General features: G+C 49.4%; 15 protein-coding genes. All 15 read right to left on the reverse strand.

Translation table 11 applies throughout. From position 1 onward, the window contains the following. Positions 1–24: 24 nt before the first annotated feature. Positions 25–1,161: a glycoside hydrolase family 88 protein gene (locus SACSAC_RS17885; protein WP_051507542.1), complete on the reverse strand. Its 1,137-nt coding sequence runs from the start codon at positions 1,159–1,161 to the stop codon at positions 25–27. Positions 1,162–1,240: 79 nt separating this feature from the next. After that, positions 1,241–4,528 carry an alpha-mannosidase gene (locus tag SACSAC_RS17890; protein WP_037288911.1) on the reverse strand — a complete coding sequence of 1,096 codons (3,288 nt, stop codon included), beginning with the start codon at positions 4,526–4,528 and terminating at the stop codon, positions 1,241–1,243. A 33-nt stretch (positions 4,529–4,561) separates the two neighbouring features. Continuing rightward, positions 4,562–6,991, reverse strand: a complete 2,430-nt coding sequence (locus tag SACSAC_RS17895; RefSeq protein ID WP_037288914.1) for a heparinase II/III domain-containing protein — start codon at positions 6,989–6,991, stop codon at positions 4,562–4,564. Between the two features lie 83 nt (positions 6,992–7,074). Then, on the reverse strand, positions 7,075–8,700 hold the full coding sequence (locus SACSAC_RS17900; protein WP_051507225.1) for an extracellular solute-binding protein: 1,626 nt from the start codon (positions 8,698–8,700) through the stop codon (positions 7,075–7,077). A gap of 24 nt (positions 8,701–8,724) precedes the next feature. After that, positions 8,725–9,600 carry a carbohydrate ABC transporter permease gene (locus SACSAC_RS17905; protein ID WP_037288916.1) on the reverse strand — a complete coding sequence of 292 codons (876 nt, stop codon included), beginning with the start codon at positions 9,598–9,600 and terminating at the stop codon, positions 8,725–8,727. Positions 9,601–9,634: 34 nt separating this feature from the next. Next, positions 9,635–10,603 carry an ABC transporter permease gene (locus tag SACSAC_RS17910; RefSeq protein WP_037288918.1) on the reverse strand — a complete coding sequence of 323 codons (969 nt, stop codon included), beginning with the start codon at positions 10,601–10,603 and terminating at the stop codon, positions 9,635–9,637. A 470-nt stretch (positions 10,604–11,073) separates the two neighbouring features. Then, positions 11,074–12,504 carry a DUF3969 family protein gene (locus SACSAC_RS27760; RefSeq protein WP_084778175.1) on the reverse strand — a complete coding sequence of 477 codons (1,431 nt, stop codon included), beginning with the start codon at positions 12,502–12,504 and terminating at the stop codon, positions 11,074–11,076. 378 nt (positions 12,505–12,882) lie between these two features. After that, a complete protein-coding gene (locus SACSAC_RS17920; protein ID WP_037288920.1) occupies positions 12,883–13,269 on the reverse strand; it encodes a hypothetical protein in 387 nt (128 codons plus the stop codon). Between the two features lie 173 nt (positions 13,270–13,442). After that, entirely contained in the window at positions 13,443–13,601 is a 159-nt protein-coding gene (locus tag SACSAC_RS28055) for a hypothetical protein (RefSeq protein WP_156951034.1), read from the reverse strand. 415 nt (positions 13,602–14,016) lie between these two features. Beyond that, entirely contained in the window at positions 14,017–14,340 is a 324-nt protein-coding gene (locus SACSAC_RS28060; protein WP_156951035.1) for a hypothetical protein, read from the reverse strand. A 310-nt stretch (positions 14,341–14,650) separates the two neighbouring features. Further along, positions 14,651–14,995 carry a hypothetical protein gene (locus SACSAC_RS17930; protein ID WP_037288925.1) on the reverse strand — a complete coding sequence of 115 codons (345 nt, stop codon included), beginning with the start codon at positions 14,993–14,995 and terminating at the stop codon, positions 14,651–14,653. A 23-nt stretch (positions 14,996–15,018) separates the two neighbouring features. Beyond that, positions 15,019–19,845: an RHS repeat-associated core domain-containing protein gene (locus SACSAC_RS17935; protein ID WP_037288927.1), complete on the reverse strand. Its 4,827-nt coding sequence runs from the start codon at positions 19,843–19,845 to the stop codon at positions 15,019–15,021. 19 nt (positions 19,846–19,864) lie between these two features. Beyond that, positions 19,865–21,370 carry a fibronectin type III domain-containing protein gene (locus tag SACSAC_RS17940; RefSeq protein ID WP_037288930.1) on the reverse strand — a complete coding sequence of 502 codons (1,506 nt, stop codon included), beginning with the start codon at positions 21,368–21,370 and terminating at the stop codon, positions 19,865–19,867. A 406-nt stretch (positions 21,371–21,776) separates the two neighbouring features. After that, a complete protein-coding gene (locus SACSAC_RS17945) occupies positions 21,777–22,088 on the reverse strand; it encodes a YtxH domain-containing protein (RefSeq protein WP_037288933.1) in 312 nt (103 codons plus the stop codon). A gap of 108 nt (positions 22,089–22,196) precedes the next feature. After that, positions 22,197–24,593: an AraC family transcriptional regulator gene (locus tag SACSAC_RS17950; protein WP_037288936.1), complete on the reverse strand. Its 2,397-nt coding sequence runs from the start codon at positions 24,591–24,593 to the stop codon at positions 22,197–22,199. Positions 24,594–24,664 lie beyond the last annotated feature (71 nt).

Consider the following 24,664-nt stretch of genomic DNA (forward strand, 5'->3'; position numbering starts at 1 on the left):
CGAAATCTACGAATCCACGCAGATTCAAGGCTTCCACCTCGGCTTCAACACCCGCACCAACGCCTCGAAATAATAATAATCCCCCCAGATCGTACATTCATCAATCCCTATGCCGCGAGGCTTATTATAGACACTATGCTTCAACACCCCGTTCGACCCCGGCAGATCGCGCGTCGTATATTCCGCGTCGAGCGCGGTCAAGATCGCCAGCGCCTGCCTTTCCGCCTGCCGCCGCTCCTCGCCGGACGGAAGCTGCCTTGCCAACTCCAAGAGTCCGCAAGCCGCAACCGCCGAAGCGGACGAATCCCTCTCCTGCTCGTTTCCCGCCAGAAACACAAGATCCCAATACACGACGCCGTCAGGCGGGGTACGCTCGGCAAAATAATCGGCCAGCGTCTTCGACAGCTCCATCAGATCCGCTTCATGCGTATGCAGATAGCTCAGCATGAAACCGTAAATTCCCCACGCCTGCCCGCGCGCCCAGCAAGAATCGTCCGCATATCCCTGATGCGTCGTGCCGTACTTCGGCTCTCCCGTCTCAGCATTCATGTAATAGGTATGATACGTCGTCCGATCCGGCCGCACGAGATAACGCGCCGACTGCCGGACATGGCTGCGCGCCTGATCCGCGTAGCGCGGATCGCCGGTTTCTTCGCTTGCCCAATACAGCAGGGGCAGATTCATCAGGCAATCGATGATCATGCGTCCGCGCTCTTCGGGATCGTCGAGATTTCCCCACGCCTGCATGATGCCCGCTTGGGGAAGATAGCGCGAAGAAAGCAGCTCCGCCGCGATCAGTCCGGCTTCTCGGGCTTTCGGGTTGCCGGTGATCCGATATTCGTTGACCGCGGACAAACTGTACAAAAAGCCCAAATCATGCGTATCCGTACCGATGCGTCCGTCCAAGCGCGCCCAGTAATCCGGAAGCTGGCTCTCGGCGGCTTGGCGGTATTTGACGTCCCCGGTCAATTCGTAAGCCAACCAAAGCATCCCGCTCCAAAAGCCCGACGTCCACTCGAAGTTGGCGATGGCCGGGTAAACGCCGCCTACGCTGGAAGGAGCCGGGTAGGCGCACGGCCCGAACGTTTCAAGACCGGCGTCGATACGTTTGAGCACGAAAGCCGCGGCACGCTCAAAAATCGGGGTTCGACTCTGCTCCATTTCCGCTGCGGGCCTCTCTTCGTCCACAATGCTCTTTTCTGACTGTACCGGATTCAAAGTCACTTCCTCGGCGTTCTTTTTACTCATCGGATACACCTCCACCAAAGTTCAATCGAAACGTCTTAATCTCATACGGTTTGAGCGTGAACTGCCAAACTCCGGACTGTTCTTCGCCGATCGGACGTTCCAACAAATCCGTTTCCTGCCAACGCAGTGGTCCGGCAAAAGACGACATCTCCGCCTCGCCGCTTCTTCCCTCGCATTCATGCAAACGCACGATCCATCCGTTTCCGTCCTCGGCTGCTTTGAAAGCATCAATAGCCGCTCGCGAATCCGATCCGTTCAGCCCTGTCGCATGCAGCAGCGAGCGGCCATGCAGGCTTGACCTTCCTTCCCAAGCGACGGGCGGGCTGTTCAAGTTCCAGGCTTGCCGTATCGTACCGCCTTCCGCCCAATCTCCGGCATGCGGGAACAGCGAGTACGTAAAGACATGTTCGCCCAGATCCGCTTCCGGGTCCGGATACTCCGCCGACTTGATCAAGCTCAACCGCAGCGTATGGTCTTTGACGTCGTATCCGTATTTGCAATCGTTAAGCAGACTGACGCCGTACCCCCGTTCCGACAGATCCGCCCATTGATGCCCCACCGTCTCGAACCGGGCGTAATCCCAGCTCGTATTCCAATGGGTCGGACGCTTCACGTTGCCGAACTGGATATCGTAAGAAGCTTCGGTGGCCCGAATCGCGACGGGAAAAGCAACTTTCAACAGCTGCCTGCGTTCCTGCCAATCTACCGTCGTACAAAAATCGATGCGGCGATGGCCCGTATACAGGCGCATTTCCTGAGTGATCAACGAATCGCCATACGCCCATTCCATCTCGATCGAAACACGCAGCGGACCGTTTTCTTTTAACCGCATGAATCGAAGGGTGTCCACGGTCCGCATCTTTTCCTTGTAAAACAGATCGATGTTCCAAGCGTCGAATTGCAGCGGCTTGTCTTCAAATACCTGAAATACGTTTCCGCGCTCGCCGGATGCAAGTACTTCGCGTCGATGCTCACGGTCATATAAACGACTCAGGCCCCCTTGTTCATCCCATTCCACAATGTAAAACGGCGTTTCCAACCTGTTTTCTTGCCATATAAATTCGGGTTCGGAAGCGATAGAGCGAGCCGGTTCTATTCGATCCGTACTTTCCGAAGCTTCCGACGGATCGCCCTCCGGATCAAATATCAGCTCAGTGAAACCGAGAGGAACCACATCCCCCGTATCGACCAACCATCCCTTTTCAGTCCGTTGAAAAGCAAGCTGCCGTCCATCCGCCGTACGCCAGCTACAACCAGCCACTTCAATAATGCTGCGCTCTTCCTGCTCGCTCGGTTGTTCATGCGTATCCCAACCCCTGATTTCGACAGGTTCCGAGCTGCTCCAGGAAGAGTCGTTGAATACGGTATACGTGTGATAAGGCTCATCTTCTTCTGATCGCTTTTCTGTAGAGGTCAGTGCTTGAACCGACGCTTCATCGACCGACGCGACCAGCGAATTCGCCTCTTCGTATTCCAGACGCGCATCCTCGTACACTTCTCCGATCGAAGAGCCGGGGATGATATCGTGAAACTGATTGCGCAGCGCGATCTTCCAAGCCTGGTCGAGCCGCTGCTGCCCTGCCGGCGCATCATGCCCGCCCAACAGACCCGCGGCCGCATTCAACAGTTCCGAACGCCGAAGAGCCAGCTCCAGACGCCGGTTCGCTTTTTTGATCCAAGCCTGGCTCGTATACGTCCCCCGGTGATTTTCCAAATAAAGCTCGCCGTCCCACGTATGCACGTACCCTTCCGTCTCCGCCGCCGTGCGCTCCAAACGATCGAAATAGTCGTCTGCCCTGCCCGTCACCGTTCTCGGCAATCCCGGCATATGTTCCAATCGGCGCCGCATTTCCAGCATGTCCCGATTGACCCCGCCGCCTCCGTCCCCGTAACCGTAGCAGAGCAGCAGCTCGCGGTTCATCTCGCGATCTTTGTACTGCTCCCAGATTCCCTGCACCGTTTTCGGCACGATATATCCGTTGTACGTATAGTAGGTCTCTTCCGGAAACTCGATCTCCGGCGTGGTGATAAAATGGGTCAGCACTTCCGAACCGTCGATCCCCCGCCAAACGAAGGTGTCGTGCGGCATCCGATTATACTGGCTCCAACTGATCTTGGTCGTCATGAACGAAGTGATGCCGGATTTGCGCAGGATCTGGGGAAGCGCCCAGCTGTAGCCGAACACGTCGGGCAGCCATAAATAACGGTTCTCCACCCCGAATTCATCCCGGAAAAAGCGCGTTCCGTGCAAAATTTGCCGGACCAACGACTCGCCCGAGCTTAAGTTGCAATCCGCTTCCAGCCACATGGCGCCTCCGGCTTCCCAGCGTCCTTCGGCCACCTTTTTCGCAATCTCTTCGTACAGCCGCGGGTAGTCCTGCTTCACGTATTCATACAGCTGCGGCTGGGTCTGAAGGAACACGTAATCCGGGTAATGCTTCATCAGCTCCAATACGGTGGAAAAAGATCGGGCCGCTTTTTCCCGCGTATGCCGAAGCCGCCAAAGCCAGGCCACGTCGATATGGGTATGCCCGATGCAGTTGACGGTGATCGGATCGGCCGATTGTGGATAGTCCGCGCGCAGCTTACCCAAGCGGCGCTCAAGTTCGGCAAGCGCCGTTTCGACGGATACATAAAAAGATTCCGAGCCGGGCTTCGACCAGTCCAGCAGGCGGAAAGAGCGATCCAACGCCAGCAGCAGATCGCCGCGTTCCGCCCGCGTATCGGCAAGGATATCCGCCGTCTCCAGCATCGCGCGTCCCGTATAGTACAGATCGTCCGACGCCGCATGCAGCAGGGCGATCTCGGCCTGCCCCAACCTATGCTCTTGCAGCGTCTTCGGCCCTCCGCCTTCCAAACCGGACCACAGGCGAAAATGCAGATGAACTTCACTGTCTGCCAGATCGTCCAGGAAAACTTCGCGGTGATTGGAATCGACGCCCTGGCGCGGCTGACCGTTCACGAACAGCAGCGATTCGAATCCTCTGCTGTTGCCGTGCGGCGTGGTGCCGAAATCGAATCGGCCGACAAGGCGGAAGCCGGGCGGCGCAGTCGGAAGCACCGACGACAGACGCAGCCACAAATAACGGTCCCGCCCTTCCCAATGCTGCCCCAGCGGCACGGCCGTCCAGCCTTCGTTGTCGGCTTCCGGCGGTAAGGCGGCAATGTCTCCATCGGGGTCGGGGCAGATTTCCAGCTCTTCGAACTTCGATAACGTTCGATATCTTAGCGATTCCAATTCCGTCAGGCGGGCTTTCAGTTTTTCTTCGGTTTTGAACATGAAGCAAGCCTCCGTTCGACAACAGAATGGTGGTTACGAATCAAGTGCGTTCTTTTCGTCCAAACGAAATTCGGAACGTCCGGCCTGCATTTTCCGCTTCCACATGCCGGAATCAAAGTCGAATCGCAGCCCTTCCGCTTCGCATTCCTCGTTCGGGTCTCGATCGAGCGCGAAATAACACCAGGCGTCCGCGGATAGCGACGTCGCCGCCCGCACTCCTTCCCGATAGTCCAGCGCGGCGCTTCCTTTGAGCAGGGAGCTGAACAAGCATCGCCCTTCCCGCTTGAGGTAACTGCCGTTATGCAGGGCAATCCGCCCCAGCGAACCGTCCTTTTCGTAAAACAAGACCGTGAGGAAAGCATCCGTCTCCCAAACGCCGAACCCCGCATGCGAATTATCGTGCATGACGCGACCGTCCGCGCGGCGGTTGAGCATCAGCTCGATGCGGCCGCCGTCCGCACGTTTTAGGGAGATCGCTTGCATGCCGTCGCCGATTGCGGAATCGGACGATTCGGAAGGTTCCGCATCCGATCCTGCCGTTCCCGTCAATCGCTCGACCGTCCATTCTTCCTCTTCGGAACCCGGCAGCAGAAACACGCTCAGGAACTTGATCCGCCCGTCTTCCGACGCGGAACGGATTTTGGCATAATCGGCTTCGGGAAAAACATCCTCCAACCCCGTTCCTCGGGAAAAAGAGTTCAGATATCCTTGTTCCGAAACATATTCTTTCGTTTCGGGGTAGGGATGCAGCACTTGCAGCTTCATCTCCGCCCGTTCCATGGACAACGACGGCTCCGCCCGGCCTTGTTCGATCTTCATCCCGGCAGGCATATGCAGCAGCCATTCGAACGTGCCGCTCTCCCGGGCTTGCAAATCGTCGATCAGAATCATGGCGCCGTCCACGCAGACGAAATGCCGGTAAAAGCGCCGGTACGCCCCGGCGTAAGGACCTGTGCAATCTGCCAATAGATACCGATAGCCGGGAGTGTCCAGCCAATCGGGAACGGATCCGGGGAATTTGGTTCCTTCCTCGATCAGCGCGGGCGGTTGACCGTGACCGTTGAACAGAACCACGTTGTGCGCGGAAGACTGCCGATAGTAGGCGTTATACAGCGGCTTGGAATACGCGCAGTGCCCGGAATCGTCAACGAAAGTCCGTCCGCCGACGGTCAGGATGAACGTCCCGACGTCCAGATGATTATGATTCCAGCTTTCTCCGGTCTTCACGGCCAGCACCACCTGCTCCCCGCCGCTTTGCCAACGCACGAAGCCGTAGCCCGAATGCCCCAGCACGGCGATTCCTTCTTTTTCGCTCGACACGGGGGGTTGAACAGGCAGATGTTCCGGATAAAAAGCGAACTCGGCCGCTTCCGACGGTTCTCCTTTAATGTCCGCGAACAATCCGAGCATGTCGCCCCGCCGCTGCATATCGGCCAGACGGAGCCAGACGTAGGCATGCAAAGTCCGATCCCCTTCGTCGCCGAAATGAAACGTGCCGACCTGTCCTTTTCCGCGCTCCGATTGACGTTCGGCAGGTTCCGATAAGGGTTTCGATTCAGGGTTCGTCTCTGAGCCTTTATCGCCGTTTTGTGCCCGTTTCCAATAAATCGTTTCCAGATACACATCCGGAATCTGCCGCAGCACCTCCGATTCGCCCAGCTTCGCATCGCCTGTCCGTCTCCGGTACGCGGCTTCGAACACCAGAAAGTTGCCTAACGCGTAATCCAAATACCCCATCGTTTCGACATAATCGCCGTCCGCCCCGAAATTCGCCTGTTTGTTTTGCAGCACGTTTCCTGGATAGGCGAACCACTCGCGGATGCCTTCCGTGATCGTATGCAGCGCTTCGCCCGCGTGAGGAACACGACCGTCGAGCGCTAGCAGCAGCAGACCGGCCGCGGATACGCAGACAATCCACCAATTATGACCCATCGTATCCAGCGCATGAATCTTTTTGACCGGATGCAGCCAATCTTCGTACAGCGGCAGATAAGCTTTCTCGTACAGCATCTGCTCGATTTGCCGCCGCTCCTCCGCGCTGCACGCATGACGCACCGCGTCGTAAGCCGAAGCCAGCCGAAGCCCGATATCCGCCGTCCACAAATCCGACTGCCGCCCGCCGCCGCTCTGGTACACCCACCGGTCTTCTTCGCTTAACAAAGTAATCAATCCCGCGGCCAGCGCTTCCGCTTTCCGGCTGTCCGTCATGCGCGCGTAAAATGCCAGGTTCTGCGCTTCCTTCGCCAGCATCCGCACTTCGTTGCCGAGCGTGAAAAGCTTGCTTCCGCCGTAAGTCAACCAGCGTTCGCGCAGCGAAGCGATTCGCTGCCTCACTTCCCGCACCCACGCCGCGTCCCGGCTTTCCATCTTTTCCGCAAAATCCGCCCAACCCCGGCCCACGACAGGATCGGATTGAATCAAACGCCGGCTTCGGGCCAACGTCTCTTCGTCATAAATCAACATAGTACTCCTCCCGCAAGCGGCTTCGGAGCGAGGATCCGCCCGAAGCCGTTTTTTTCGTTCTATGATCGCCGCGCGGTTCGTTCTTACTCGAACTTCATCGTGTACAGTTCTTTCATGAAGATCCAGGAGTCTTTGTTGTCTTGGTACCACTGCTTGTACCAGTCTTCGAGCGCTTGGCCGCCGGACGCGTACCATGATTTTTTCACGTCTTCGACGCCTTGATCGACGGTATAAGCATCTCCGCTGACGATCGCTTTGGCCATGGTATCGTTCATCGTGTTCCAGCCGTCGTTGAACGTCGTCGTCATTGCTTTATCGAGCGAAGGACGGAACTTGGCATGCGTGAAGCCGGGATGCGGATGCTCGGGGTCGAGGTAGAGCTTGTCCATTTCTTGGGCGATCGCGATCCATTCCTGATCGATCGGGTCGGTCGAATCTGCCGGACGTCCGCCGATCTTGTTGTCGTTCAGGATATACTTCGGCATGAACATGCGGTAGTCGTTGGTGTAACCCATCTGCGTTTCGTTTTTGGCTTCGTCGATCGGCTTCATCGTACCGTCCGCTTCTTTGGTGTAGTTTTCGCCTTCGATGCCGTTCGCGAACGTCTCGACCGTCGACGGCGTGACCATGAAGTCGATATACTGCATGACCGCTTCCGGATCTTTCGCGTTGGCGTTTACCGCCCCCGTCATCTGGAGAGCCGGGTTGAAGTCGGGACCGAAACGGCCGAACTGGCTTTCCGGGAATGCCATCGCCGTGACTTTGGCGTTCGGATCGGTGTTTTTCAGCGTATCGAAGTTTTTACTGATGACGGTGCTGTAAGCCAGGTAGATGCCCAGCTTGCCGCTGGCGAAATCCTGCTCGGCTTTTTGCCCGTTTTTGTCCGATAAGAAGTCTTTGTCCACGATGCCGTTGTCGAACAGCTTTTTCTTGAAATCGTAAGCGGGCTTGATCCGGTCGAATTGGCGTACCAATTGATCGTTTTCGACGATGAACATCTCGTTTTGGAACATGGCATCGATATAATAGGTGGCGAATTGGCTCAAGTTGATGCCGTACGTGTCTTTGACCCCGTTTCCGTCCGGGTCTTGATTGGCAAAGGCGTCCGCTACCGCATACAGTTCGTCAACCGTTTGCGGAACTTCAAGTCCCAGCTTGTCGAGCCAATCCTGACGGATCACCATCGCGCCGAGCACTTCCGGTTTGGTAACCATGCCGATCAGGTACATTTTCCCGTCCGGCTTGGTGCCGAGCGTCTTGAGCGCCGGAACCTTTTCCAGCAGCGCCTTGTATTCGGTACTGTTATTCGCGACCAGATCGTCCAACGGGAGAAGCTGCTTTTGCGCCCAGAGCGAATTCAGGAAATCCGTGTCGTATTCGAGTACAAGATCGGGCGCGTCGCCGGAAGCGAACAGCATGCTGTATTTTTGCTGCGACTCGTTGCGGGGAATCGGCACGAATTTGGCGTTGACCGGACCGTTTTCGTTGATCCATTTGGTCCAGCGGTTGTCCGAGTACGTGCCTTCTTCTTTGGGAATTTGGCCGCGGTCGTAGATGGAGACGCTGACTTCTTTTTTGCCGCCGTCTCCGCTCTCTCCGCTGTCCGCGCTTTGCTTTTCGTTCGTTCCGCAGCCGCTCAATACCATCGACAACGCCATAACCGCCGCGAATCCGCCTGTCACCTTTTTGCTCCAGCTATTTTTGCCCATACTCTTACCCCTCTCTGTTTGTGATCATCCTTTAACCGAACCGATCAGCATGCCTTTGACGAAATATTTTTGCAAAAACGGATACACGATCAGCATAGGAAGAATCATGACGATGATCCCGGCGGAACGGATGGACTCGGGCGCCAGCTTGCGGAAAGCGTCCGGATCGAGCATCGCCAGTTCCGACATGAGCGACTGACTCTGAATCATATTTTGCACGAGCACCGATAAGTTGAAGCGCTCGGGATCATTGATATAAATCAGAACGTTGAAGAAAGAGTTCCAATGCGCCACCCCGTAAAAAAGGGCAATCGTCGCGATGACGGGAATCGACAGCGGAAGCACGATTTGCAAAATGATGCGCCATTCCCCGCTGCCGTCGATCCGCGCCGCATCTTCCAACTCCTCCGGGATATTTTCGAAAAAGGAGCGCAGGACGAGCAGATTGTAGACGCTGACGAGTCCGGGCAGCCATAACGCGCCGTAGTTGCCGACCAGTCCCAGCGACTTCGCCAGCAGATAGTTGGGGATCAGGCCCGCCGTGAACAGCATCGTGAACACGATCGCCAGCGTCAAGAACCGTCTTGCGTAGAAATGCTTGCGGGACAGCGGATAAGCCGCGAGGATCGTGAAGACCATGTTCAGCCCCGTACCCACGAGCGTGATGATCACGCTGTTTTGAAAAGCGCCCACGATATTCGTGTCTTCGATCAGTTTGCTGTACGCGGTCCATGTGAAGTCCTGCGGCCACAAGCTGACTTTGCCGAGCGTGATCGCTTCGTTACCGCTGAGGGACAACGCCAAAATGTGAATGATCGGCAGCAGGCAGCTCAGGGCGGCCAGGGCCAGAATGAAGTAGTTGACGCCGTAAAAGACTTTTTCTCCGCTTGTCGGTTTCACCGTGCTTCTCCTCCTTTTGTCACGCAGCCGCCGTTTACCATAATCCGCGTCCCGAACGTCTGGCAATGCCGTTGACGAGTAGCACCAGCGTCAGCCCGATCAGCGATTCGAACAATCCCATCGCCGTCGCGTAGCTGAATTGTCCCGATCCGAGACCGACTTTGAAGTTCCACGTGCTGATGACCTCGGCCACGTTGACGACGACCGGATTTTGCAGCACGTACACCTGATCGAATCCGACGTCCATCACGTTTCCGATATTGAGGATAAACATTAGGATGATCGTCGGCATCAGGCCGGGCAGCGTAATATGGAGGATTTGCTTCCATTTACCCGCTCCGTCCATGCCCGCCGCCTCGTACAAGCTCGGATCGATCGAAGTCAGCGCGGCCAGGTAGATGATCGCCGACCAGCCCGCCCCTTTCCAGATGCCCGAAGCGACGAAAATGGTGATCCACGACCCTTCTTTGAACAGGAACGGATACGTGCTGCCGGTGAGGCGTTCCAACATATTGTTGACGAAGCCCGTCTCGATCGAGAACATCATCAGCACCAGCCCGCCGACGATGACCCAGTTGAGGAAGTGCGGAAGATAGAGCAGCGTCTGCGCCCAGCGTTTGAACCAAGAGCGGCGAACTTCGTTGAGCAGGATCGCCAGAATGACGGGGAACGGGAAACCGACGAATACCGTCAGTGCGCTCAGCACCAGCGTGTTGCGGATAATGCCGAGCGTATCGGGATTCTGGAACAAATACTTGTAGTTGTCGAAGCCGACCCACGGACTGCCGAGTATGCCGTCCGCGAAGTTGTAGTCCTTGAACGCGATGATAAAACCGAACATGGGCACGTATTTGAAAAGAATGAAAAAGATCGCGATCGGCAGGAACATGATGAGGAGCGGTTTGTTCATGTTCCATCTTCTGCGTCTGCCCAAAGCGCTTTTCGCTCTCATGCGCTCGGCCTTCTCGCTGTTTTTTTGCGCTTGGATGTCCAGGCTGCCCATTGCTTCACCTCCGGGTGGATGTAAGGATCAGATGATACAGGATGCGGCGGAGGCCGAAGATGTGGCACGTCGCATGGGAGAGGGGCGCGCTTTCCGTTTGGGAAGGAATACGGATGGGAGTTTAAGAAAGCGCTTCCTCGTTGGTGCAACGTTAATGTATCGAAAGCGGGAATATTGGGCAATTGTCAGGTTTCGAGGAGGTAACGTTTTTTGCGATTAGCGAGTATCGGACGGAAAAAAGGAGCGAGAAAGCTAGGTGGGGTAAGGGATTCACGTTTTTTGACGGGGTTTCAGAATTTGATTTGTGTGGAGAAGCTTGGGAGCTGCGGGAAAGTTCGTTAAAAACGCTGTCTCACCCGGAAAGTTGAATTGGATTTGAATAAGGGGCTTTCCGGGTTCAAAGGCGTTTTGAACTGAACTTTCCCTTCGCTGTTTGCTTCTTGATTCTTTTAGAATCTGAAGTGCTTTGTTTATTTTCGGAACGTTCGTTCATAGTCTTCGAACCGAATCTTTCGGATGAACTTGCGATCTGCGGTTCTGACGACGATGCCCTCGGCTTTGCCTGCGGACTCGATGCCTACCTGTGTCGTCTCGAACTTTTTCAAATAAGCAAACGTCTCTTCGAGCGAGATCGGAAAGTGCGGACCGTCGACGGTTTGCAACAAAGGCGCAGCTTGGAGGTTCAAACGTTCGAACAGGGATTGCTTTTGTTCATCGACGTAAAAAGGCTGATTGCCGTGTTCGCGCCACTCCGCTATTTTTTCCGGCGGCAGGCTTAAGAGTCGATCAAATTCTTCTTGATTTAGGGTAAACGCGTCGAATGAGCGATAGCTTTGCGTTTTGCGATCCGAGTAGTTTTTGGAAGCTTTGGTCTTGCCGCCGTAAGACTCTTGATAAATGACCGCCAGCGCCCAATCTTCGTCGGCAAAGTCGCTGGTGATCAGTTGTTCGGCCAGCGGTTTTAGAAAATCGGCGATGTTGCCGTAGGGATTGCCGATCCGATCGCCTTTGGCATAGAGCAGCTCTTCTCTTGATCCAATCAGGTAATCGATTTCATCGTCAGGCGTGCGAAGCAGGATGATTCTGGAGTTTTCTCCGTCGACTTTTTCATAGATATAAGCTTGGTTGGATTCGTCAAAACCGATCGAATCGGTAAGCGCATCGTTCAGCCGCCCGCGCTCGCCTAGTTGGTGGTAAGTTTGAATGCTTGGATATTTAGTCAGAGAGTTGATTTTTTTGAGGTCCATGAGGGTAGCTCCTTTTTCGGAAGAATTAATGAGTGAAGAGCGTGCTATTTTGAGCTGTACCAGATCATGGGCAACCTGCTCGCAATCTGCCAGACTTTTATCAAACGTGGTTCCGAACTGGCGCTTGAACAAGTCATAGAGTTGAATCGCGATTTCTTGCACCGACTCGTTATGGACAAGGATGCGAACAACTTCGAACACTTCCCGGTCATACTCTTCGTAAAGCAACGGGTAGATCTCGGCTGGGTTCCATTCGTTTATGATTAAAGTCGCTTTTTCGAAAAAAGGATGTTCCCTCGATCTCTGCTCGTCAAAGTTGTTGACCCAAAACTTTTCGGTTTGTTCGTCAGCCGCGATGCTTTTCAGCAAATTGAATGCTTCTTGCCTGCTTGATTCGATTGAGGCATTTAAATGATTCGGAACCAATCGCGCAACGTCTTCCAACATGCACAGGTCGCTGAAAAATTCTACGATTGCTTCCCGACTCCCTAGATTTTCAAGATACTGCGAAAGGTAGGGTCTTAGAAAAAGACGATAAGCTTGTTCGAAGTCCATTGCGCCGTGTTCCAAAGAATCAAGCATACCTAAAGCTAGAGTCAGAAATAATTTCTCGATTTCGGCTCTGTCGGTCAGTTCGATCTTCAGTTTCTCCAAGCCTCCTTTTCAATCACGAGCTCACTAGTAGCGTTCCCCTAACCGAATTCAATACCCGTCATCGTTATGTATTTTAAGCTTGATTAGAATATGGGCAAGTTCTGAACATTCGCTTTTATCTTTGCAAAAATCGTCTCCTAAATAGTTTACAAACAACGTATAGAGTTGATCCGCTGCTGATTCTACAGAAATTTCGCTCTTTAAAATTTGAAGGATTCCCCTGACTTCGCTGAAATATTCATCGTAAAGCACGGGATAAAATCAGCCGGATTCCATTCGTTTATGATAGATGTCACCATTGCGAACGCATGATTATCTGACTTCAACATATTCACTCTCCAACCAAGCGCATCTAAGTTCTTAAAACTAATCCCTAAACTAATCCGTAATATCTTCCCAGTCGACAGAGTCGCTGAAATCAGAGTTGTGAAGGAAATGCTCAAACAATAAGGTGACCTGACTTAAATTCAAAATTTGATTTTGTTTGACTGTAGTCGGGTTCCCTCCGATCAGTAGTTGAACTTCGGATGGGTTAACGTATGATTTAACTGTGGCTTTTTTATGTATAAATTCAGTCTGATTCTCATATATTCGACTTTCCACGGTGAATTGAAAAGGCCCTCCTCCTACCTGTATATAACTCTCGTGCTCATCTTCAAGAAGTGCAAAGGAATTTGCCACACCGTCCAAACGATTCATTTGGTGCCTCAATTCTTCTATTTCGATATTTGAGATATACACGCCGTTAGCTGCTTCAAATTTCATAATCCCTCTCCCTATGAATATTAACGTTCAAATCAGCTGTTTCGTTTTTCTTGAAATCAATCTTTTTAGCAGGCCGCACGATCTGAATGCTATCTTCTATAGCTTTTTGATTTAAATCTTCGCAATACCCACAACGATAGCATTCCAGAATAAGCATTTCTTTTTCTAGTGTCTCAGTTTTGATAAAAATGTATCTCATCTTCATCACATCTGGGGCATTGTTTTGCTCTTATTTCTGTAACCATATCCCACATTTCATCACTTACTAACATAATAAACGTTTCCAGCTTCATTTTTTCTAATCCTAGCTCTTCTATTCCCTTCCAATTCAAAACCGAATATCCCTTTTCTTGAATGCTATATTCCAAAGGGTTCAAGCTCAATAGAATACCCAAACGATTTGTTTTCAAATGTTCGTCAGAAAAATAAGTTTTGTGTGCATTGAATCAAGATATCAAATCTTGATAATACTTCATGCCATTGGAATCAGATTCTTTAACCATTGTAATAAAACTTTCCCATAGTATTTTTTTCATGGCTTCACAAAGTAATCTTCACCTACTTGCCAAAGCAGTTTCTCAATTTCCTCTACCAATTCTGCTTCATTAGATGTCTCAAAAGATTTCATTGGATTTATCCAGTCGGAATTTTCTATAAGCTCTATACCATAACACCCAAAGGGATCACCTTCAGGATACCATCCTACGTCCAAAACAATAGGGTGTCTCATATTTTTCATTATGCGATTTAATTTGATTTTCCACTTTTAAATATTGAGGTCCAATTTTTCGTGTCTTTATTTTGAGCATAATAAAAATATTCTCTTGGTAAAATTACTCTATTCATTTCTCCATATTGAGAAACAAAATCTTTATATTTTTCTCCATACAAAATGTTCATCCCCTCTAAAAAGAGTTTGCTATTTAATTTATGTATTGAACATTCTTTTGGCCAAACGATTTCAAACCTCTTTTCTTTTTCTTTGATTTTCATGAGAATAGAATATATATAGTTCAAACATTCTTTGTACCATGAGAAGCATCCTTCAAAAGAAACCTCAGTAATAAGCAATAAGTATTGTCTTCAAAAATAATTCTTATCTTTCCTGGAATTGAAACCTATATCATCAAAAAAAATCACTCAGAGAAGAAAAGTTCTCGAAATATTCTTGTTTAAATTCGAACTTGATTCTTACGTAAAAACTTTCCATTCCCAAATTATTTCACCACCTTAATTGGAACCGTATCTAAACCTGTTTGCTTAGCAGTTCCTTATCTTGCTCTAAAGTCTTTCTTATTAAAAACAAGGCTATCCTTACACCTTATAACATGTAGGGATAGCCTAATTTAAATATATTTTAGATATGATTCACAGATTACAATTATGAAGAAGAGTGGTCATCTTCCCTTTGCAAATTCGTTGCCAAGTCAATTGCCTCGTGGATGTATTGTTGCACTTGTCGAATCGATTTGGTTTTTTTACAAAATAAAGGTTCTGTCCAATTATATTTTTTTACAACCACAAGTTTAAACATTCCATTTTTCAAATCGAAATCATGAGACCAACCTAGATCCAAAGTAATTTCCTCACCATATTCGACTTGAATAATATCTTGTTTAAATGACCAAATTTTATCCTGAGGTTGTTCTTCGGGCTCAAGACCTTCTATAAAGTCAAAATCATTTAAAACCACTCGACCTGTTTTGAAATCAAATTGTAGACTCAAATTTCTACTCCTTTTTAAATCCGTTATTTAAGAAGATCGCGAAATTCTTTAGCTGTGATTGGATGACCGTGTATAGTATTAGAGCTAGTTAACTCTACTCGCATATAAGGAGTATTTTCTCCAAGCTTCGCTCCGATAATTTCATCAAAGCCAATAACTTTCCAAGTTTTCCCGTTTGTAGTCGGTATGCCATATTCCCAAGCGTATCTTTCTATGGCTTCAATATTTACTTCGAGTTTATATCTAGCATCTCCGTGTACAGTTGATTTTCGAATACCTTCCCAACCTATCTTTTTATAATTTTTCACACCACGAGGATTATGCTTGTCTCTGTAAGACGACCACGTTATATCAGAACTAACTTCAGCCTCCAAAAGTTCTTTACCTTTCACAATATTAACAAACATCCTACCTTCGGTACTAATCACTTTGCCTACTGGTATAAGACCAATATACGCTAGAGCTTTCTGGAACAGACTTGAATTTTCATCTCTTAGTACATTTATATCATCTAGAATTACAAAGTTTAAAAAATCACCTACAGGGCCGCTCCATCCTTTCCAAGGATCTTTTGAGGAATAAACGTTTCCAGCAAATCCAGTCCATCCTGCACCATGTTCATGCGTATGACCTGTCGGATCAGTATAAATCAACGGATTCCCTTGCACATACGCATACAAATTCAACGTGCCTGGCTTTGCCTTCTCGCCTTCATACGTATCCTCATTAATAAACCGTCCGATATTCGGATCATACCATCTCGCCCGCAGATACTGAAGTTCGGTTTCTTTATCCCAATACTCGCCCGAATAGCGCAACACGTTAGGAACGGTTTCTTCTTCGACGATCGGATTGCCCCATACGTCGTACGTGTAGTGGTTCACTGTTTCGCCAGCAGCATTTTGGATCTCAATTACATCGCCGTGGCCATTGGTCCAATACGTTTGTAAACCAGTTTCACCCGGAATTTGGCGAGCACGAAGCTGACCGTTTGCATCGTAGACATAACCCACCGTGATCGCTACGCCGTTTGCGCTTACTGTGCCTTCCGCGACCAGCAGTGCTCGGTCATCGTAATAATAACGGGTTTTGACGCCGTTCGTTCCGGTACGTTCCGTCATCAGACTATCGCCGTTGTAACGGTAAGAGACGTCGCCTTTTTCCGTGTGAACGCTAGTCAACCGATCACGGGCATCGTACGTGTAATTGGCTTCGCTGAAGTCAACCGGACGTTCGGTGGTCATCTCGCTGCGATTACCGCGTGGATCATAAGCATATGATTCATTAAACAGACTGGATGCTTGAAGTCGGTTTAGGCTGTCATAGCCGAACGTATGGCTTTCTCCGTTGTCCATTTTGGACACGATGTTACGGTTGTTATCATAGTTATACGTATAGCTGCCGAACACCGTATCGTTTTGCGATTGAGTTAAGCTGGATAGATTTAATCCGTCATACCCATATGTTTGGGTTTGTCCGGTATCGGCTGCGATTTGTGAGAGCGTGTTATTCTTTCTATGACTGTATGCGTACGAACCCAAACTCTTGTTTTCGGCGCCTTGTACATTCAACTGATTCAATGTAGGCGACGACACATTATAAGCATGATTTAGTGTTAGGGTAAACGCATCGGAAGTGAAGCTTTGCTGATTTCGCACGCCACGTACTTCATACTCCATCGCCAACGTCGCGCCGTCCGGATAAATTAGTTCAGCGAGCTCGCCGGAATCGTTATACGTATAGGTGGTGGTTCCAGTATGATCACTCATCTGCATACGTCGCCCAGCTTTATCGTATGCATATTGGACATCTTCGTCCGCAACCCTGTCGAGCACTATGAACCCTCGCTCATTATACTCGTACGTACGCTCTTGTCCGTTTCGATCTACATAACGAACCAATTGATCCGCAGCATCGTATGCAAAATTCTCGACTTGACCCAGCGGGTCCGTTTGGCTCAACAAACGACCGATCTCGTCATATCGGTAATTCATTTTTTGACCGTCGGGATAGGTCAATTGCGTGTGATTACCCAATAAGTCGTACGTATACCGCGTAGTTTGTTCAAGAGCATCTTTAACCGAAATTAAGCGTCCGAGCGTATCGTAACTATATGTCGTCACCTTCCCGTTAGCATCTGTAGAAGTCGTCATATTGCCGGATAGATCATAAGTCGTGGCGCTGAGTTTGACGTTGCCGGATGGACGCAGTTCTTCCAATGATACTGGACGATCCATCAAGTCATAACTTGTGCGTGTAACATTCGCCTCTCCGTCCGTAGTGGTTATGGTACGTGCAGAATCATCGTACAAAAACGATATATGACTGAAGCCATTATTTTCCGAAGCCGTGCGGCTCCAATGATCATACGTGTACATAACAGGATTTCCGTTGTAGTCAGTCTTCTTGGCTAATCGCCCATAAATATCGTAGGTGTAAGAAGCTGCCCCCCGGGCGTTTGTTTCCTTGGACAATTGTCCCAGAGGTGTATATTGCTTTTGAATCGTAACGCCTGTCGGATCTGTGACTGTCGTTTTATTCTCAACATCCTGGTAAGTTACTACTGTCTTTGCCCCATCAGGATAAGTTTCTTGCAGTGGACGACCCAAAGCATCATACGTATACTTCGTGACATTTCCGTTTCCGTCAGTAAAAGAAGTCATCAACCCGTTATCCGGATTGTATGCAGCCTGAACGCGATGAGTAGAAGCCTTACCTGCTAGGTCCTTTACTTGAATAGATTGTCCCGTGAGGAAAAAGGTCTTGGAGCCTGTGCCAAATTCCTGTTGAACCACGGTATCTTTTTCGCTTCCCTTTAATGTAACCTTAATCGGATTCGCATTGGCATCATACTCGTAGTTCGTTTGTTGAAGCAGCATCCCGGCTGTATTGGTAGAAATTGTGCTTTGAATATTTCCTGTAGTCGGCACATAGGTATATCGTGTAATCACACTGTCAGTTGCGGTAACGGGTGCTATCACTTTTTTGGGTACGATTTTTGGAATTAACGTAGATACCAGAGCTTCATTTTCGTAAGTGGTTGTAACCCCGCGAGCATCGGTATAAGAAGAAACCAATCCCCAACTGTCGAAAGTTTGTTTCATCGTTTTAGCGGTAATAATCCCCGATTTTCCTGCACTATATTCAGTAGCCGAAATTGGATCAGGCCGCCTCGACGCTTCATTGTATTGGTACGAATCTGTTCGGGACAACGACGGATTATTGATAGGAGCTGTCTTTTTTTGAGTCAGATAAAACGTATCCGGTTGTTCGGTTCCCCAAAATTTACGCTTATACGAATAGGTCGTTCGATATAAACCTTCGGTTACCGGAATGCTGAAATATGCATCCTGAGCATATCCGCCAAGGTAATTCCCGCTGATTCCTACTGACATTTGCCGAGATTCGGATACTGCGGCCGAAGTATAATACGTTTTTTTTCCTGTATAACGTATCGTTGTCTCTACAGCATATTCTCCGATCGTATTTTCTCCAGTGTCTACTGTATAGTGTGTTAAAGCTTTCGTAGGATGCTCTATATCCGTTAAATGGATCCAATCTTGTTTTCCCCAATATACGGTTTTATCTGTACCGGTCGAGAAGCGATACATTTGCAGCAAGTTGAACGGCAGCATATTGTACATCATGTAGGTAAATTTAGTTGATCGTCCAACCGGATCGATCACTTCGGTTAAAATTTGTTTTTGAGTGCCGTTAACGGACGAAGAGACGGCTCGCTTTTTATATGTATATTGAGTAGTACCGATAGCGGCGGTCGTTTGAGTAGAGGAGTACCGAATAGTTAAATAGTTGCTGTTTTTTTTCGTAGCGTCCATTGTAGTGACACCGATGAGAGCAGAATTCGAATCATACATGAAATACTGCATATTGCCGGCATTGTCTACAACCTTGGTCAATTCCCCTGTAGCGCTAAAATAAGAATTCGTGCCTGCTTGATAATTACCTAACACGTAATAGCTATAGGCATTGTCCGAAGAAGGAGAAACTTCTCCAAAAGATAAATAATCGTACGGCAAACGCACCAACCCGGGAGTGTTGTAACTGATTGTATAGCTACCCACTCCCGGCAGATGCAGCACTTTTCCGTCCTCGTTAGATTCGATATACGGAATTTCCCACGACCATCCTTTACCCAAAGGATTGCGATATTCTTCATTCGGTACACGTGTAGCATTCCCGTAGTATGACGGATTGACATAAAGATCATCTTTACCCGCAGAGCTGTTATAGACCCGAGTCAAAGCAAAATCCATATTTCCGGGTCCCGGAAGTACGAGATCGGTTTGCCTAATGGTAAGCGACCCGTCAATAGTCGATATTTGTCCGTCTTGATCACCTACACTAAACGGAACCGTATCACTCTTCAATGATTGCCGTTTCAACGCAATGGAGTCGTAATCGGAATAAGAAGAACGTGAAGCACTCTGACTATTTTTAATTGATTTTAACGCTTTGGCTGTTTGCTGATCATGTTTTTCGTAAGGAGTAAGCTCGCGATCCGGATAACGTTTTTTCATAAGCGCATTGTAACTTTCTAAACTATCAGAAACTTCCAATACTTGCGCGATATCTTTCAGTTCGTATTTTTTAGCAAGCTCTTCAGCTATCCATTCAGATTCAACATCATATTTTTCAGCTACAGAAGAAATTGTAATCAATTGGTCTTCAGGAATGCTTGATGCTTCAAGTTCAGCTTCATATTCGCTTTTTGGCATGACTTCTTCCGCACTCGATAAAGTAGTTCCCCAAAACGCCAAATTAGCCGGTAAAATCATAGTCAAAACAAGCATAACCATTACATACTTTTTAAAAAGTGATTTTAGTTTCATCTTAAATTCCTTTCCGATCTTATTGTCCATGATTTGAGCTTACTTGAAGCAGAATCTGTTGCTCCAACGTGTGCGATGAACCGTCATGATGCCAAAAAACTACACTTAACTTATGCGGACCTTCAGGTAAAGTATCGAACAAGCTCCCAGCCTGAACTATGAATTTGAATCCGCCATTATGATTTTCGTATTCCGGATGATTGAAATAAGTCATTTCATCCGCAACTCCATAGACAGACTCCCCCAACAAAGTATCTTCATTCCAATAATATTCAACTTTATCTACTTTCTGTTCGCTCAAATACCACCCTTTGACAAGCATATTGACTCCTTTCATGGAAACAAAACCTTTCTCGCCATAAAGCTGATATTGACTCCCGCTAGTTATTTCGCCTATATCGGGTAATTTTTCATCGGTATTAATTGGCGGGGTACTATCATCAGAATCCGGTATTGCAGAAAATCCTTCGCGTATTCGTGCCAATAAGTTTCCGTTTGCATTATATTTGAAATTCATTTTTCCGAGTTCAGTCTCAATCAGAGTCAGCCTTCCGTTTGCATCGTAACGATATCGGTAAGTAGCCGGGCCTTTAGGAACTTTGACTGGCGTCACTTCATTTTCCGGTAAGGTTTTAAGGCTTGCCGAGTTAAGAGTAATTACGGCACCGGAAGAATCCTTGCCCGTAATGATAAATTCGAGACTCGCAAAAGCCGTGCTGTCGGGCGTCGTACCCTTTTGAGGCTTTGCACGTTGCGTACTATCTTTGAGAAGTTCTTTTCCGATCAACTGTCCGTTTTCATCCCAAAAAAGCAGTTCCCACTTTAAATCCGATCCAGAGTTCAATACAGCGTGAGAGGCACTCCAGCTATAAGGTTTATTGCCTGCTAACGCAACTTTTTGATAGATACGTATTTGTTTCCCTTTTTCTAGCCCTGCCACAACGACTTGTTGTTTGACGCTTTGATCAGCTTCGCTTATATCTTTGAAAACAAGCGCCGCTTTCGGCTCATCCTGCTCGATCGTCCAGTTACTTGCAAGGTCAGAACCGTCTTCAAATTGCAAAAAACTTCCATTCTTCAACACTTCCCCATATGTATGAATTTGTACAGGTTCGCTAAAATCAGAAATGGCTGAAACGCTTATCGATCTCAAGGTGAATACGTAATTTTCTCCCGGTTGAAGCGCAGTAACGGTATAAGATAATTCTTTTGTTTCTCCAATACGTTTTTCATTTTGATAAACTTCGTAATTCAATTCATCGAAATGAACAGGTGCCTTCCAAAATAAATTTACTGTTGTCGCGTCAATGAGTTCTGCTTTTATTTCTAAAGGCGCCACCACAATTTCAGAACCATTTTCAACATCTGTTTGTATTTCATTCTCATTTCCTGGCTGTTGGATCTCCGTAGATTCATCCTGTTTTTCAATTACTTCTTGCGCATGTATAGACGAAAAGGACATCCCTACAATCGAACCAAATATGACAGACAAAATCATCAAATTCTTACCTTTCAAAAAAAACAATCATATCCCTCCTATGTAATAATGTGGTTTTAACAAAATCAGTATAATCTAGCAAGCAAAAATTGAAAAGAGGTCTAAATTGTCGAAAACCACTCAGCTTATATAGAGATAATCAGTTATATAAAGCTAGCATACGTTCACGAATTAAAACCCCCACCTTATCGACTACATTTAAAACTGAAATATTTCATAAATGATAATGAATTCAAGACTTCACGATAAGATTATTTTCTTTCAAGGTTCTAACGCTTTATTATTCCCTCCATCTTCGGACTCATACGAATACTCATATATTTCGACAATCTTCTTCTTTTGAGTCCAAAATATATAATTTGTTTAAAATATAAAAAAGACTGTCCGCGATGCTTGCGCATCTTCACGGACAGTCTTTTCGCTTAAATTACTTTTAAGATCTAAACTCCTGAACCTCTTGCTTAATATCCGAAGCCGCCGAAGTCGCTTCTTCCTTAAACTCCTTCACCACGTCGACCGATTCCGCGAGCAGGCCTTTGATCTCTTGGCCTTTTGCTTGCAGTTCGCCGCTTTGTTCTTTGATTCGCTGGCCCTGCGTTTTGAGCAGGTCCACCGTGTTCATGAACTTGTCGCGCAGCGTAGCGCCTTCCTGTGCGGCAACGAGTACGGCGAGGCCGGCTCCGATTAGGGCTCCTGCTACCGCGCCGACGATGATTGCGTTATTTTCCGAGTTTGAATTTGCCATGGTTTGTTGCTCCTCTCAGCTATTCGAATAGGCTTGCTGCATCGCTTCTCTTTTAGGTATTACCCACTCCGCGAACGTTTGCCGACGCTTGCAATCTATATTTTCAGATTATTCCGCTCCAAGCTCTGTTTTGCTTCGCGTTCGATACTCTCCCGGCGTCGCCGAAGCGATCTTTTTGAATGCGCGACTAAACGACATATAATTGGCATAACCGACACGCAGCGCAATATCTTGGATCGGATCGGCAGTCTCCCTAAGCAGCTTTTTGGCAGCATCGATCCGCACGCTTGCCAGGTAATCCACGAAGTTCTCCCCGAACGCGTCCTTGAACAATCGGCTCAAATAACTGGAACTCAGCTCGAATCGATCCGCAATCAAAGAGAGCGACAGATTGGGATCGCTAAAGTTCGCGTCGATAAATGCCCGGACCTCCCGAAGCGTCACATGGCTGCTCCGGCTCTCGCGCAGCAGACGCAGTCGCATCGCGTATTCATCCAGCAGACTTCGTACCGTCGACTCCAGTTCATCCAAGGTGTCAAAATGATCCAAAGCCGCACTCAACTTCGGAGCTGCTTCACTGCGCCACAATTCTCTCGCTTCGCCGGGCAGTTCCATCATCTCGCGCAGCAACTGATACGCCAATACGTTCATTAATCCGGACAAATCATCTTTCGGCAGTAACGCCTTGCGCAGCTCGCTAAGCAGCTCTTCCAGTTGCTCTTTCCACTCCGGTTGCCCCAGCCGATAAGCCTGAGCCAGCTCGCGGATTGTACGCAGCACGCCATATAATTCGGCCGCCGCGCCTTTTCGCAAGTCTCTTCGGGCAATGACGCGAGCCCCGCCGAGCGAAGACTTATAGCCCATCGCTTCATCCGCTTCACGAAATCCTTTGGCAAGATCCTCCGGGCGCTCCAGCTTCTCTCCGAGCGCTATAGTAACCGTGCATTTCAGATGGGCAGCCACCCAGACGACTAACTCCTGCAAAATAGCCGACGCCTCCGATACGGTATCCGCTTCTGCTGCATCTTGATCCGCAAAACGCAGCAACAACCCCAACCGCCCTCCCGGCAGCCATTCCGCCCAAAGTCTTGCCCCGCGCCCCTCGGTCAATTCGCCCGCCGCATTGGCAAGCGCATAACGAAGCAATTCGCGACTGCGCTCCGAATAAGCCTGATTGAACTCGTCCGGCCGATCGATTTCGAGTATGCCCACCACAGCCGCACCGAAGCCGTTCTCCAGCTCCAATCGGAGCGTTTCCGTCTCCCATTCCTCCGAACCGACCACGCGCGAACCGTCCAACAGCTCCCGGAAAAACTCTCGTCTGCGGTACACGATATCTTCCCGCTGCCGCTGACGATCCGCTTCGGCACGGGCAATCATGGCGCTCAGCGTCGATTCGATTCGGGCAAACTCGTCCGTGCGTTGCCCTCGGCGGCCTTTTCGCTCCAAACGTTCTCCGCCCTCTTGCTCATTTTCCTGCTTCGCCGTCTCTTCCGCTTGACCTCCCTCGCTGATCTGAGCCGCTTCCGTCAACGCTGCCGCTGCTTGAGCCGTCCCCGGAGGCAGCGCCTCCAGACGCTCCAACAGTTGCATCACCGGTTCGTAATTTCGCCTGGAAACGAACACGGCCCAACCGATTCCCGCCAGAACGATTAACGCGGCTCCTCCGATCCAGACGTACCAAATCCCGGTCAGAATCTGCGATAGCGAATCCCCGATCACGCCGCTACGAATCTCCCACCCCGTATACGCCGACGATACCGCAGACAACTCCCGATTGAACTCGACTGCCGAGCGCGACGCATCCGTTTGCAATTGTTCCACATCGGCCGAAGGCAAATTCGACTCGGTACCGAGCATCAATGCGCCGCCTGCGGTATACAGATGAATAAAGCTTGTCTCTTGCCCGATCATCTCCCGCAGCAGCTCGCGCACCGAATCAAGCGACACGTTCACCACCATCAAGCCTCGTTCTCCGGTCAATAGCGGAATCCCTTTCACCAGTGTGACCACTGTCCGCGGCTGTTCGCCGAATGCGGCAATCTCCCGCGGTTCGGACCAACGTACAGGTATCGGCTCTCCCAGAACTCCCTCAAGAAAAGCCCGATCCGAGAAAGTTGCCAACTGGCCAAAAGATAGATTGCTGAGCACTGCATCGTCCGCCAACCGGTACACATAGATCGAGTCGATCAGCGGATTGGTGAGTTTGAGCCGCGCCAGACGCTTCGAAGCTTCATCAGCGGCCAAATACGGATTTTCCGACGCGGAGAAGAACGCATAAAATTCGCCCGACGAAATCTCCCGATTCATCATCTCCCCGATCGCTCGAAACGAATAATCGAGCGATTGCATAGCCTGACGCGAAAAAACCTCATTAGCTCGGGCAGTTTCCCGCTTCGACAACTCCGCCGACCCGACAAAAAACAGGATCATGAGAATGGCTGGCACAATAATGAGAATAGGCAGGTACGAGAACGTCAATCGGTTAAACCAACTTCTGGACACGCGAACACCTCCTAATCTCATTATAAAATTACATATTTTATCATCCGGCGCAATCCTTTTCGTAATCCTTG

The organism is Saccharibacillus sacchari DSM 19268, from assembly GCF_000585395.1.
Lineage (GTDB): Bacteria > Bacillota > Bacilli > Paenibacillales > Paenibacillaceae > Saccharibacillus > Saccharibacillus sacchari.

What these genes read in the sequence shown, in the direction of transcription:
- SACSAC_RS17935 (WP_037288927.1), bottom strand. Translation starts at nt 19,845, where the DNA reads ATGAAACTAAAATCACTTTTTAAAAAGTATGTAATGGTTATGCTTGTT.
- SACSAC_RS17890 (WP_037288911.1), bottom strand. Translation starts at nt 4,528, where the DNA reads ATGTTCAAAACCGAAGAAAAACTGAAAGCCCGCCTGACGGAATTGGAA.
- SACSAC_RS17885 (WP_051507542.1), bottom strand. Translation starts at nt 1,161, where the DNA reads ATGGAGCAGAGTCGAACCCCGATTTTTGAGCGTGCCGCGGCTTTCGTG.
- SACSAC_RS17895 (WP_037288914.1), bottom strand. Translation starts at nt 6,991, where the DNA reads ATGTTGATTTATGACGAAGAGACGTTGGCCCGAAGCCGGCGTTTGATT.
- SACSAC_RS17910 (WP_037288918.1), bottom strand. Translation starts at nt 10,603, where the DNA reads ATGGGCAGCCTGGACATCCAAGCGCAAAAAAACAGCGAGAAGGCCGAG.
- SACSAC_RS17920 (WP_037288920.1), bottom strand. Translation starts at nt 13,269, where the DNA reads ATGAAATTTGAAGCAGCTAACGGCGTGTATATCTCAAATATCGAAATA.
- SACSAC_RS17945 (WP_037288933.1), bottom strand. Translation starts at nt 22,088, where the DNA reads ATGGCAAATTCAAACTCGGAAAATAACGCAATCATCGTCGGCGCGGTA.
- SACSAC_RS17900 (WP_051507225.1), bottom strand. Translation starts at nt 8,700, where the DNA reads ATGGGCAAAAATAGCTGGAGCAAAAAGGTGACAGGCGGATTCGCGGCG.